A 12,835-nucleotide genomic window follows, 5' to 3' on the forward strand; every position below is an offset into this window, starting at 1 on the left:
AGGCCTCCGATTCAATTTGCACTCCGCTCGGTCCTTGCCATTGTGAATTCTGAGTTAGGAGCAGGCGGCCCACTAGGATCGCCCATGAAAAAGTCCACCCAACGAAAAATCTGCCAGGCATCGCAGCCGGCCGTGGGCGTTCATTCCAACAACGGATCCCCCGTGCATCATTTCCGGAACGAGGAGGGTTTCCGGCATTTTTTCAATCATCTGGCCGATCCGATGCTGTTGTTGGACGAGACCACCCATCGTTTTGCGGACGCCAACCAGGCCGCATTGCGTCTCTTGGAAGTGTCCAGTCTGGAACAATTGCAACTACTCGAACCTGGCGATGTTTCCCCGGAATACCAACCGGACGGCCGGTCTTCCGCGGAAAGGGCCAAAGAAATCTTTGCCCAGATGCGGGATATGAACACGCGCCGTTTTGATTGGGTGCACCGCAGTTTCAGCGGGAAGGAATTTCCGGTTGAGGTCCTGCTCACTCCGCTGGAAATCGGAGGCCGACAAATGATCGCGGTCCTTTGGCGTGACATATCCTCCAGGTTAGAATATCGGGCTGCCGCCGAGATCCGCCTGGCCGCCTTGGAGGCGGCGGCCAACGCCATCGTCATCACCGATGCCCAAGGAGTCATCATCTGGACCAATGAAGCCTTCACCCGGTTGACGGGCTACCTTCCAGAAGATGCCCACGGCCTGACTCCGCGCATGCTCAAATCGGGCGCCCAAGATGCCCGGCTCTACGCCGATATGTGGGGCACCATCTCGCAGGGCAAGGTTTGGAGCGGGGAATTGGTCAACCGGCGCAAGGACGGCACCCTCTACCACGAGGAAATGACAATCACGCCCCTGCGCATTCGTCCGGAGGGGCCGATCAGCCATTACATCGCTGTCAAAAATGACACCACCGAGCGCCGCCGCCTGCAGCAACAGTACCTCCGCGCCCAGCGCTCGGAAACACTGGGCACCCTGGCTGGCGGCATCGCCCACGATCTGAACAACATCCTCCTCCCGGTCACCCTGGCCGCCGATATGCTGAAACTGCGCCACGCCGACCCGGAGGACCAGCGCATGCTCGACACCATCTCCACCTGCGCCAGGCGCGGTGCCGATATGGTCCGTCAAATCGTCGGCTATGCCCGGGGGGTTGAAGGCCGCCGGGTCGAGGTGCAGGTGCGCCACTTGATGCGCGAAGTGGAAAAAATGATCCGTGAGACCTTCCCCCGGGGCATCTCCATTGATGTGCGCATCCCCAGCCGGCTGCGAGTGATCGAAGCCGACCACACGCAGATCCAGCAGGTGCTGATGAACCTATGCATCAACGCACGGGATGCCATGCCGTCGGGAGGGCGCCTCGGCCTTTCAGCCCGCGACGTCGAGGTGGACCCTGCACTGTCGGCACAATACCCCGGTGCCCGCACGGGCCCATATCTCCTCCTGGAGGTGGAGGACAACGGAGAGGGAATCCGTCCGGAAATCGTGGAGCGGATCTTCGATCCCTTCTTCACCACCAAAGAAGTGGGCAAGGGCACCGGTCTCGGGCTGTCCACCGTGCAAAGCATTGTCCGCAGTCACCAGGGCTTCGTCACGGTCGACAGCGCACCGGGTAGAGGCACCCGATTTTCTGTTTATCTGCCAGCGCTCAGGGAACAGCATGAGGAAACCAGAGACAAACCGGAGCCCGTCATGAACCGCGGCCATGGCGAGCTCATCCTTTTGGTGGATGATGAGACCGCCGTTTGCGACATCGTGAGGAGTATTCTCGAGGAGCACGGTTACCGCTGTCTGGTGGCCCACGACGGTGCGGAGGCCCTGGCGCTCTACGCCTCCCACCGTTTTGAGATCGCCGCCGTCATCACCGACCTGATGATGCCGGTCATGGACGGGTCGCAAATGATCCAGGTCCTGCGACGCATGAATCCCGTCGTACGCGTCATTTGCACCAGCGGAAAGGCGGGCGACCGTCATACGGGGCCGGACCAGGCAGCGGGCGGACGGTTTCTGGCCAAGCCTTTCGATGCCGCCTCCCTCCTGCGCGAACTGCGCGAACTGCTGCGGGATGCGCCCGCGCAGGCCTAGACTCATTAAGTCATTCAGCCATTCCGGCTTTGCCGGCGCATTTTCAGCAGCCCCGCAGTCCCCGGCCTAGACACCAGCCTCAGTGACCGACAAGTCCTTGATACCCCGGTGCCGCCAAATGGCCGCGGCCACGAAGGCCGCATCGGCCAGCACGAAAGCGACCACGTATTCCTCGCCCCCCAGACCGAACCCATAACTGTGCAGGCCGACACCCAGAACGAAATTGACCCCGTACCAAGCCATGATGACGGCCAGGAAGCAGGCCACCGAGGCCACCGCCAGGCCGAATTTGCCCCACCATCCGGCCAGACGTCCGTGCAGGGCGAAAATGTAGGCCAGAAGGGCGATGAGAGCCCAGGTCTCCTTGGGATCCCAGCCCCAGAACCGGCCCCAACTGTAATTGGCCCACACTCCACCAAGGATGGTGCCCACCGCGAGTAGAAGCACACCCATTTGTAAAACCCGGTAAAGCCAGAAATGGACCTCGCTGTCGGCGTGGGTTTCCGCCGGCCGGCGGATGACCCGGAACAGCACAATATGCCCGAAGGCCATGGCCAGAAGGAAGGCGGCATAGCTCAGAGTGATGGTGAGGACATGGACCGTCAGCCAAAAATTGCTCCGCAACACCGGCACCAAGGGGTCCAAACGCGCGGGCATGGCCAGCGGGATCTGGTGGACAATGAGCAGACAGAGCGCCGCCGCCGGCAGCGCCGCCAGCAGGTAGAGCGCGGTGCGGTAGCGCAGGGCGAAGACCAGGCCGAAGGCCACCGCACCCCAGGCCACCCAGATGACCGACTCATACATGTTGGTCACCGGGGGGCGTCCGGCAATGACGCACCTCAGCACGATCCCCGCCGTCTGGAGCAAAACCCCCGCCACCGCCAGACCACAGCCCACGCGGAGTGCGGGCTTGAACGCGCGCCCGGCCAGAAGCAGGAAAAAGGCCAGCAGGTATATCCAAGTGGCGTGCTCGAACAGCTTTGCCCGGTTGTAGAAAACCTCGGTCTTCAACGTCATTTCCGACGGATAGACTTCCGGCCGCAGGGCCCGGATGGCCAACCGGAGTTGGTTGGCGTTGAGGGTGAAAGGGAACGGTTCACCCGCCAAATAATGGGTCCCCACCGCCTGGAGGTGCTTCAGCGTGCTGGCAAACTTTTCCGGACCATAGGCCGGACTCGCTTCCGGCGGGGTCAACCAGTTGGGCGCGCCCTCGGCGGAGGGGACCAACAGGAAAGCGGAGCCATCGGCGATGCGGGTAAAGACCGTCAATCGCGCCGCCACATTCTCCGCCTCGAGCAATTCCCGGCTGAGCGTCTTCTCTTCCCTCCGGAGGGCATGCGCCTCACGCAACAGATCCTGCAAACGGGTCACCGCCGCCAGTTGCTTGAAGGAAAATCGTTTCTGCTTCGGGTCCAACCCCAGCTTCTCGACCAGCGGGCGGTGGGCCACCAAAATCAGCGGTTCATCCGCCCATGAGTGGGTGTCGAGCAGCATGGACAAAGCCCATTCATCCGCCCCCCAGGTTCGCCCACCCGCTTTCACCTCCGCCCGGCCGCTGATGCGGATCAGACTTTCTTCGGCGAATGTGTCCACCGGTTTGATCCGGTCCCCATCCTGGATGGCCAGGAGACCGAAGGCGGAAACATCCACCGCCCCGTGCACCGGAACCAGGCTGATGACAGGCAATACGAAGCAAACAAAAAAGAATCCACGCATCATGGCAAGCAAGGTAATCGTGCCCCGGCCTTTGTCGAGCCAGCCCCGTTTCCCCATTTGGGGATGGCCCATGCTGGTGCGGTCTCATTTGCTTCATATTCATCCAGCGTCATGCCATGATCCCCCATGCCCACCGAGGATGCCGCCTGGAGCCCGTTTGCCGAAAAACTCGCCGCCCACCATACCTGGCCCTGTTGCTACGTCTTCAAGTGCGTGGTACCGGCCGCCCAAACTGCCGCCGCCCGCGCTTTGCTGCCCGGCAACGACATCACCGCCCGGGAATCGTCCGGCGGCAAATACACCGCCCTGACCTGCTCCTTCGAAGCCCAGGACGCATCCGTTGTGGTCGCCCTCTACCGCAGCCTCTCCTCCATCGAGGGCATCGTTCTCCTTTAAGGCAACCGTCCTGAGTCGGATGCGCTTGCTAAATCCGCACATCCAGTGCATTCCAAGCCGATGGCTCGCGCATGGATTGCCGGATGGCTGGGATTGCTGCTGGGAGGCACCGCCACCGCCGCGACCTACCTTCCCGCCCCGGTCCAGCCCCCGGCCGTGCCGCGTGAATTCCGCGCCGCTTGGGTGGCCACGGTTCACAACATCGACTGGCCCTCCCGACCCGGCCTCCCCGTCGAACAACAGAAGGCCGAACTCCTCCGGATCCTCGACCAGGCCGCCGCCCTCCGGCTCAACGCAATCATCCTCCAGGTCCGCCCCAGTTGCGACGCGCTCTATGCCTCCCCCCGTGAGCCCTGGTCCGAATTTCTCACCGGGAAAATGGGCCGCGCACCCGAACCCTTCTACGACCCCCTGGACTTCGCCGTCACCGAAGCCCACCAACGCGGGATCGAACTCCATGCCTGGTTCAACCCGTACCGCGCCCTGACCTCCCCCGAGGCCTCGGTCAGCCCGGAACACATCAGCCGCACCCGTCCCGACCTCGTCCGCCATCACGGACGCCTCCTCTGGCTCGACCCCGGTGAACCCGAAGTGGTGGAGTTCACCCGCGAAACCATCCTCGACGTCGTCCGCCGCTACGACATCGACGGGGTCCACATCGACGACTACTTCTACCCCTATCCCGAGCTGCGAAGGAACCCGGAATTTGACGACGCCCGGACTTTCCAGAACTATCAAAACAAAGGTGGTAAGCTGAACCGCGCCTCATGGCGGCGCGACAACACCGACCGGATGGTCAAAAGCCTCTACGAGGCCATCAAGTCGGAGAAGCCCTGGGTCAAGTTTGGCATCAGCCCCTTCGGTATCTGGAAGAGCGGTGTTCCGGCCGGGACCAAGGCCGGCATCGACGCCCGCGAGGATCTCTACGCCGACTCCCTCCACTGGCTGCGCATGGGCTGGCTGGATTATTTCTCGCCCCAGCTCTACTGGCCGATCGACAAACCGGAACAGAGCTTCACCAAACTCCTCGCCTGGTGGCGCTCCCAGAACCCCCTCCACCGGCACGTCTGGCCGGGGGTGGCCGCCGACCGGATCGGCCGCGACCGCAAAGCGGACGAAATCATACGCCAGGTACTCTACGCCCGCCAGAATGCCTCGCCTTCCGCTGGAAGTATTTTATGGAACTTCAAACCCGTCCTGCTCAACAAGGCCGGAGTCGCCGCCCAACTGAAAGACCAGGCGTTCCAGGAAACCGCCTTGACCCCCGCCTGCCCCTGGCTCAACCGGAAACTCCCCGCCGCACCGCACCTGGTGGTGCTCCCCCGTCCGGATGGCGGGGTCTCGGTCCGATGGGCCGAGGGTGATGAATCCGAATCCCACGCCCACCGCTGGGTTTTGCAGGTAGAACAATCCGGACACTGGTCGCTCCATGTCAACCCATCCGGCCAGACCAGGCTGGAACTGCCCGAAGGAGAGGTCAAACCCTCGCAAATCAGCGTGTTTGCCGTCGACCGCTACGGCATGGCCGGCCCACCCGCCGGACTGCAACTGCAGACCGGCGACACCCTGGCCTTCCGCTGATCGATCTTTCCAAGCAGAGTCCGCACCACTTCGGCGGCCCGCAAGGGTCCGTCGTCGGGTCCGCGGGAAAAATCTTCATCCAACCGTGCCAAAGCATCGCCCGCCGTGACCAGCGGCATCTCGGGCCATGCCCCGGGCCTCAACTGACCCAATCCGATGGAGGCCATCAGCCCGTTGCAGACGCAGGACCGCCCCGCCATATCCTCCATTTTTCCTCCTTTGCGAAGATAGGAATCCTCCGGCTCGCCGGGGCAGCGGAATCCGGTCCCCCCGTCGGGCTTGCGGTAGGCCTCGCGCAGATAGCCCAGATCGCAGACCCGTCCGCGCGGGGCCTGCCAGCTCGACGGGCCCTGCACCACCTTGAAAGGGAATCCGGTCGGGGAAACCCTCGGGTCGGTCTTGATCCGCAGCCGGCCCTCGCGCAGATGCCGCAGGACCGCTTGCCGGACGCCCGGGCTGAGCCCGGATTCCTCGCAGAAGGCGAAGACTGTGCCCGCCTGGATGCCCTGCGCTCCTTCCGCCCGTGCTTTTTCCAAGCCGCCGGGCTGGCCGTATCCCCCCGCCAGCCAGAACGGCAGACCGAGGGCTCGGAAGGCAGCCAAGTCGGCTTCATCCCGGGGACCGTAAACCGGCTCCCCCTCGGGCGTGAGTTGCATGGGTCCGCGCGGGGGCGCGTTGTGCCCGCCCGCCGAGGCCCCCTCGACGACAAATCCATCCACCCGTCCGCTGGATTTGCGGGCCAGGTTGGTCGCCAAAGTGGACGAGGAAACAATGGCCAGGAACAGGGGCCGGGCCAGTGGTGGCGGGGTTCCCCGCCAGAATTGCGCAGGGTCAAACGAAACAGACGTCTCCTCCCCGGCCACACTCCCGGCCACATCGATCCTGAGGCTGGCGGCTTCTCCCCGGGCCAGACGGTCGAGGATGCCGGGAATCTGCCGAGGAATACCCGCACCCATCAAGACCACGTCCACCCCGGCCAACAGGGCACCGTAGAGCGAAGGCAGGGTGGGCAATTGGATCTTTTCCAACAAATTCAACCCCACCTTCCCCCCATGCCCTTCCTTGGCCAGATGGATTTCGCAGAAATTGGCCAGCACCATCCGGTCCGTCTGGTCGCGGCCGGGCCGCAGTGACGGCATGGGCAGGGCCACGAAGGGTTCGCGCGGGGACTTGCCTCCGGCGATATAAAAGCGTTCCCAGACTCCGGTCGCCACTGAGGGAATAGGGAAGGCGGCAAAGGCGCGGCGCAGCGCACCCCCGGGATCACCCATCTGCAAACGCCGCACCATGACCAGATCCAGGGCCGTGCCGGAAACCACACCCAGTTGGCCCTCCATGGAGACGGCCCGGGCCAGTCTCCAACCGGAAACGGCCACGCCCATGCCCCCTTGGATCAGCGGCGGTAGATGCGATGCGCTCAACGATTCATTAAACTCCCACCGGCCGGGAGGCGCAAAGGCAAATGCGGAAACGGCGAAGTTATTAGCCCGGCACACCGGTCCGAGTCGCCATCTAATCCTTTTTTTCTCCAGCGGATGGTTCGGCCGGGCCGGACTCCGGCGCGGTCTCCGCCGCCGCTTTCTCCTCCGGCATGGGCTCGGGTTGCTTCTCGGGATTCCAATCGGAAAGCAGGACCGCGATCCATTTCAAGTCGGGGATGTTTCCGACGATGATCTTGATCACCATGGTCAGGGGAACCGAAAGCAGCATCCCCACCGGACCCCAGAGCCAACCCCAAAAAACCAGCGAGAGTGTCACCACCAGGGTCGACAGCCCGAGACGGCGGCCCATCATCATCGGCTCGACGACATTGCCAAAGATGACGTTGGCCGCAACAGTCACCCCGAGGAAGGCCAGGGCCGAACCCCAACCCAGTTGCACCAGTGCCAGGAGGACCGAGGGAATCGCGGGCAGGATCGAACCGATGGTCGGGATGTAGTTGAGGGCGAAAGTCAGCAGTCCCCACAACACCGGGAAGTCCACACCGATCATCCAGGCCCCCAGCCCGACAAACAAACCGGTCGCGAGACTCACCACGGTCTTGATCCAAAGGTAGGAAACGATTTCGCGCACAATACCGTGGAAGCGCTCGGGATCACCCTCGGTCTGGCCGAAGATGTAACGCAGTTTACCGGGGAAAGAGGCCGCCTCCAGCAGGGCAAAGAGCATGATGACAAAAACGAGCGCCGCGTTGGAAAGGACGTCCACCAGGCTGAGCAAGCCCTTGCGGGTGATATCAAACACCGAAGCCGGCTGGATGACATCGAGGGAAACCTTGGAAGCATCGAACCACGGCTGGCGGCCCAACCATTCCAGAGAAACCTGATAGAGTGCCACCGATTTTTCCCGGTAAACCGGGAGGGCCTGGTCGAAATCACCCACCGAGACATAAGCCAGGAACACCAACGACCCCATGATCAGAAAATTGAGCGCCAGCGTGCCGAGGGTGGCCAGCCACGAAGGCCAGCCCTTTTCCTGCAACCAGAAGACAACCGGGAAACTCAGAAAGGCCAGGAACAGGGCCAGGGCGAACGGGGCCAGAATGGAAGCCCCCAGCTTGAGACCGGCAATGACGATGACGACACAAGCCGCTGCAGCCAGGGTCCGGTAACTGCGGCCCGGAGCGATCGACGGAGCTTCACTTGCCATGAACAGGATTTAGCGGGGTAAACCCCGGACAACAAGGCCTTAACCTCAAGACCCGGACGGCCTGCCCGCCAGATGCACGGTCTGCGTCGGAAAGGCGAAGCCCAGGCCGGCCTCATCAAACCGCTCCTTGAGCGTCGTGTTCAGTTGGGTCAGCAACCGGTTGAGGTCGTGTTCGTTCTGGTAATCCGCCCAGAGGATCAATTCCAAATTCAGCGCTGATTCGCCAAAACCGCGGAACACCGCCTCCTGGTCATGGACGTTTTCGTGTTTGGCCGCCACGTCTTCCAGAATACCGAGGGCCCGGCCGATCTGCTCCCGGCCGCAGTCGTAAAGCAGTCCGACCTCGATCCTCAACTGGTGGATGCGCAACCGCCTGCCACCCCGGACCACCTCACGGGTGTAGTTGCGGATCTGCTTGTCGACCAGATCTTTGTTGGGGACATTGATGATTTCCCCGGTGATCGATTTCAGGACCACACTGCGCAGCCCGCGTTCCACGACAAACCCATCGTAATCCCCGAAGCGGATGCGGTGGCCGACGTTGAAGAGCCGGTCGACCAGGATCTCCACCCCGCCGATGGCGTTCCCGATGGTCGACTGGGCCGCCAGCGCCACCGCGGCGCCGAGGAACCCCAGTCCGGTCAGCAGGGGCAGGATTTCCACGCCGAAATTCTGCAGGATCAGCAGGAGGACCAGGGTGGCGAAGAGCATCTTGACCGCGCGGGTCAACAGGGTCAGCAGGTTGTCCTGGAGCGTGTCGTCCTCGTCGAGGAATTGGCGCAGGGCGACGCGGGCCACCACATCGATGCAGCGCCAACCCAGGACGATGACCACCAGCGTGCAGACCACCGGGATGGCCTGTTGCTTCCACATCCACAACCAGGGAGGCATTTGCTTGAAGGCGTCGAGGGCGATGCGGAGGAAGTAAAACAAGACCAGGGCCGGCAGCGGCCAGTTGATCACTTGGCGCACAGTGTCGGGGCGGAGAACTTTGGAATCGCCCAGGATGTTCCCGATCCAGCGCAGGAGCCACCAGCGCAGCGTCACCACGACGACCAGTCCACAACCCAGCACGGTGAAAAAAGTCGTCCATTCGGAGGCCTGTGTGTGCTGCACCACCCAATCCCGGACTTGCTGCCAGCGTTCCATCGCTCTGGGATAACCGCACCCCCAGCCCGAGGCAAGCCCGGAACCTCGCGCGTCCCGTCACAAATCCCCCTTTCCCCGGCCGGGGAAACATCGTACCTTTCCCAAATTGAAAATCCTCGAACTGCTCGAACGCACCACGGAGTATTTCACCCACCAAGGCGTGGCCTCACCCCGCCTGCAGATCGAACTCCTCCTGGCCCATGTGCTCAAGCTCCCACGCATGCAGCTTTACCTGCAGTTCGAACGCCTCCTCACACCGGCCGAACTCGATGCGCTCCGCCCCCTGGTCAAGCGCCGGGCCGCGCACGAACCCTTGCAATACCTCACCGGCTCCACCGCTTTCCACGGCCTCAATCTGGCCTGCAAACCCGGCGTGCTGATCCCACGACCAGAGACCGAAGTATTGGTGGACTTGGTTCAAACCACCCTGGCCAACCGGCCGCCCGGCCATTTGCTCGACCTCGGCACCGGCTCCGGGGCCATCGCCCTCGCCCTGGCCAAGGCCCTGCCGGACTGGACGGTCTCCGCGACCGACATCTCTCCGGAGGCCCTCGACCTGGCCCGGGCCAACCAAGCCACCGATCCAGACTTGTCCCGGGTCCGATTCCTTCTCGGAGAACTTCTGGCCGGCGCTGCCCCCGACGTCCTGGTTTCCAACCCGCCTTACCTCACAGACGCAGAAATGGCCGCTCTACCCCCGGAAGTACAAAAAGAACCGGTCACCGCCCTCCACGGGGGCACCGATGGCCTCGACGTGGTCCGCCGCATCCTCGCCGCACTCCCCTCATCGGTTAAACTCGTGGCCTTCGAACTCGGCCTCCACCACACGGAAACGGTCGCCAACCTGCTCGCCCATACGGGCTTCACCACCATCCGGCGGGAGAAGGACCTCGCCGGCGTGGAACGCTTCATCCTGGCGGAACGCTGACCCTCCTATCACCGGCGAGAACTGCCTTCCACACCGAACCGGGAAAGGGCCGGCCGGCCATGCCTTCCCACCTCCTTCCTTTTCCTTTGCGTCCTTCGCGCTCTTCGCGGTTAAATAGGCCACTCCCATGAAACGCGCCATCTACCCGGGCAGCTTTGACCCCATCACCCACGGTCACCTCGACGTGGCCGAGCGCGCCCTCCGGTTGTTTGACGAACTGGTCATCGCCGTGGCCTTGAACGAAGGCAAAAAGCCCCTCTTTTCCCTCGAGGAACGCACCGCCATGGTGAGCGAATCCGTCCGCAGCCTGCCCGGCCATGAGCGCATCCGTGTCACCTCGTTCGACAACCTGCTTGTCGATTACGCCGACCAACAGGACGCCATCGCCGTCGTCCGCGGCCTGCGCGCACTTTCCGATTTCGAATATGAATTCCAGCTCGCCCTCCTCAACCGCCGTCTCAACGCGCGCGTCGAGACGATTTTCCTCATGCCCCGCGGCACCTACATGGCCATCAGTTCGCGCATGATCAAGGAAATCGCCAAGCTCGGCGGCAAGGTGGACGCCTTTGTCCCCGAAGGGGTCAAAGCCGCCCTGTCGCAAAAATTCCATTCCCCATGAAAATCAACCTGCGCCACCTGCCGGAGGAGGGCGTGTTCCTCCAGGGGGAACTCGATCCGCTGCCCTACGAATTGCCCGCCGAGCCCGACCAGAGCTGGGCCCCCATCCGCTACGCCCTCCGCGTCCAATTGCTCGGGGAGGAATGCCTGGTCATGGGTGAAATCCATGCCTGCCTGAATTCCCCCTGCGGCAGATGCCTCGAACCCCTCACCCACGCCATCGATATCCCCGAATTCCACCACAGTTTCCCCGCGGAAGGACTGGAGGCTATCGACTTGACGCTCCAAATCCGCGAAGATATTGTGCTCGGCTTGCCTTTGGTCGTCCGGTGTGTGCTGGAGACCAATGGCAAGTGTCCCATCACCGGCAAAACCCACGCCGCACCGGCTGATACCAGTCCGATGCTCCGGGGGGATATCTGGGGGGCACTCGACAAATTGAAGGAGAAATAATATGGGCGTTCCCAAACGTCGTTCGTCAAAACAACGCATGCGCACCCGCAAGGCAGCCCAGCGTTCCCCCAAGACCCAGCTTCGTACCGACTCCAAAACCGGCTCAAAGCACCGCGGACACTGCGTAGATCCCAAAACCGGCCTCTACCGCGGCCGTCAGGTTCTCAGCGTCACCGCCGAAGAATAACCCGCTGAGTCGCAAAGTCTTAAAGCGTCCGTTTTCCAAGCCCCGGGATGAAAATCGCCCTTGATGCGATGGGTGGGGATCATGCCCCCGCCCACCCCGTGGCCGCGGCCGTCCAAGCCCTGGCCCGTTTTCCCGAAATCACCCGCCTCGTTCTCGTCGGCGACGAGGACAAGCTGCGCACCGAACTGGCCAAACACGGGGTCGAACCCAACGACCGCCTCCACCTCTTCCACACCACCCAGGTCGTCGAGATGACCGACGCCGCCGTCGAGGCCGTCCGACGCAAAAAAGACAGTTCGCTTTGCCGCGCCGTCGACTTGGTCAAAGAGGGGGCCGTCGATGCCATCGTCTCCGCCGGCAACACCGGCGCCCTTGTCGCCGCCGCCACCATCAAGCTCCGCAACCTCCCGGGAGTCGACCGCGCCGGCCTCGCCTGCCCCATGCCCACCCGCGACGGCATCTGGATTCTCCTCGACGCCGGAGCCAATGCCGATTCCCGTCCGGAACACCTCTTGGCCTACGCTTCCATGGGCTCGATCTACGCCCATCATATTTTCGGCGTCGGCAAACCCCGCGTCGGCCTCCTCTGCAACGGCACCGAGGAAGGCAAGGGCAACGAACTCACCCGCGCGGCCCACGAACTTCTCAAAACCGCCCCGGTGAATTTCATCGGCAACGTCGAAGGCCACGGCCTCTTCGAGGGCGCGGCCGACGTCGTCGTCTGCGACGGCTTTGTCGGCAACATCACCCTCAAAACCGCCGAGGCCCTGGCCAAGTTCACCTTCAAGTGGATCAAAGACGAGATCACCCGCAACCCCCTGCGCATCGCCGGGGCCCTCCTGGCCAAGGGGGCCTTCCAGACGATCAAGAAAAAGACCAACGCCGACGAATACGGCGGGGCCCTTCTCCTCGGCGTCAACGGCATCTGCGTCAAGGCCCACGGTTCCTCCTCCGTCCACGCCCTTTACAATTCCCTCCGTGTCGCCTGCGAGGCCGTGACCCAACAAGTCAATCCCCACATCGTAGAGGCCCTGGCCTCCAAAAGTTCCCCTCCAACTCAGTGACCATGAGTGCCAATTAGT

At 62.9% G+C, this 12,835-nt stretch carries 12 protein-coding genes; 8 read left to right on the top strand and 4 right to left on the bottom strand.

The window, feature by feature from the left end; genetic code table 11:
• Nucleotides 1–84 precede the first annotated feature (84 nt).
• Nucleotides 85–2,076: a PAS domain S-box protein gene (locus tag SFU85_11325; protein ID MDX6767368.1), complete on the top strand. Its 1,992-nt coding sequence runs from the start codon at nucleotides 85–87 to the stop codon at nucleotides 2,074–2,076.
• A gap of 66 nt (nucleotides 2,077–2,142) precedes the next feature.
• Here the strand turns inward: SFU85_11325 and ccsA are convergent, their stop codons facing one another.
• Nucleotides 2,143–3,864 carry a cytochrome c biogenesis protein CcsA gene (gene ccsA / locus SFU85_11330; protein ID MDX6767369.1) on the bottom strand — a complete coding sequence of 574 codons (1,722 nt, stop codon included), beginning with the start codon at nucleotides 3,862–3,864 and terminating at the stop codon, nucleotides 2,143–2,145.
• A gap of 54 nt (nucleotides 3,865–3,918) precedes the next feature.
• Between ccsA and SFU85_11335 the strand changes: the two genes are divergently transcribed.
• Both SFU85_11335 and SFU85_11340 read left to right on the top strand, forming a co-directional pair.
• On the top strand, nucleotides 3,919–4,188 hold the full coding sequence (locus SFU85_11335) for a DUF493 family protein (protein MDX6767370.1): 270 nt from the start codon (nucleotides 3,919–3,921) through the stop codon (nucleotides 4,186–4,188).
• A gap of 60 nt (nucleotides 4,189–4,248) precedes the next feature.
• A complete protein-coding gene (locus SFU85_11340) occupies nucleotides 4,249–5,769 on the top strand; it encodes a family 10 glycosylhydrolase (protein MDX6767371.1) in 1,521 nt (506 codons plus the stop codon).
• On the opposite strand, the gene SFU85_11345 is transcribed toward SFU85_11340, so the two are convergent.
• The 3 genes from SFU85_11345 to SFU85_11355 form a co-directional block, all read right to left on the bottom strand.
• Nucleotides 5,703–7,190: a nitronate monooxygenase gene (locus SFU85_11345; GenBank protein ID MDX6767372.1), complete on the bottom strand. Its 1,488-nt coding sequence runs from the start codon at nucleotides 7,188–7,190 to the stop codon at nucleotides 5,703–5,705. The two genes, SFU85_11340 and SFU85_11345, sit on opposite strands and share 67 nt — an antisense overlap.
• Nucleotides 7,191–7,281: 91 nt before the next feature.
• On the bottom strand, nucleotides 7,282–8,418 hold the full coding sequence (locus SFU85_11350; protein ID MDX6767373.1) for an AI-2E family transporter: 1,137 nt from the start codon (nucleotides 8,416–8,418) through the stop codon (nucleotides 7,282–7,284).
• 45 nt (nucleotides 8,419–8,463) lie between these two features.
• Nucleotides 8,464–9,567: a mechanosensitive ion channel family protein gene (locus SFU85_11355; protein ID MDX6767374.1), complete on the bottom strand. Its 1,104-nt coding sequence runs from the start codon at nucleotides 9,565–9,567 to the stop codon at nucleotides 8,464–8,466.
• A gap of 106 nt (nucleotides 9,568–9,673) precedes the next feature.
• Here SFU85_11355 and prmC point away from each other — a divergent pair, with 106 nt between their 5' ends.
• The 5 genes from prmC to plsX all read left to right on the top strand — a co-directional run bounded on the left by prmC (nucleotide 9,674) and on the right by plsX (nucleotide 12,817).
• A complete protein-coding gene (gene prmC, locus SFU85_11360; GenBank protein ID MDX6767375.1) occupies nucleotides 9,674–10,495 on the top strand; it encodes a peptide chain release factor N(5)-glutamine methyltransferase in 822 nt (273 codons plus the stop codon).
• Between the two features lie 127 nt (nucleotides 10,496–10,622).
• On the top strand, nucleotides 10,623–11,114 hold the full coding sequence (coaD, locus tag SFU85_11365; protein ID MDX6767376.1) for a pantetheine-phosphate adenylyltransferase: 492 nt from the start codon (nucleotides 10,623–10,625) through the stop codon (nucleotides 11,112–11,114).
• On the top strand, nucleotides 11,111–11,566 hold the full coding sequence (locus tag SFU85_11370) for a hypothetical protein (GenBank protein ID MDX6767377.1): 456 nt from the start codon (nucleotides 11,111–11,113) through the stop codon (nucleotides 11,564–11,566). The genes coaD and SFU85_11370 overlap by 4 nt, the downstream gene beginning before the upstream one ends.
• Before the next feature lies 1 nt (nucleotide 11,567).
• On the top strand, nucleotides 11,568–11,753 hold the full coding sequence (gene rpmF, locus SFU85_11375) for a 50S ribosomal protein L32 (protein ID MDX6767378.1): 186 nt from the start codon (nucleotides 11,568–11,570) through the stop codon (nucleotides 11,751–11,753).
• Nucleotides 11,754–11,800: 47 nt separating this feature from the next.
• The gene (gene plsX / locus SFU85_11380; protein ID MDX6767379.1) at nucleotides 11,801–12,817 is read left to right on the top strand and encodes a phosphate acyltransferase PlsX; all 1,017 of its coding nucleotides are present in this window, start codon (nucleotides 11,801–11,803) and stop codon (nucleotides 12,815–12,817) included.
• Nucleotides 12,818–12,835: the final 18 nt, after the last annotated feature.

Source organism: Candidatus Methylacidiphilales bacterium (assembly GCA_033875315.1).
Lineage (GTDB): Bacteria > Verrucomicrobiota > Verrucomicrobiia > Methylacidiphilales > CAZTYG01 > JANRJG01.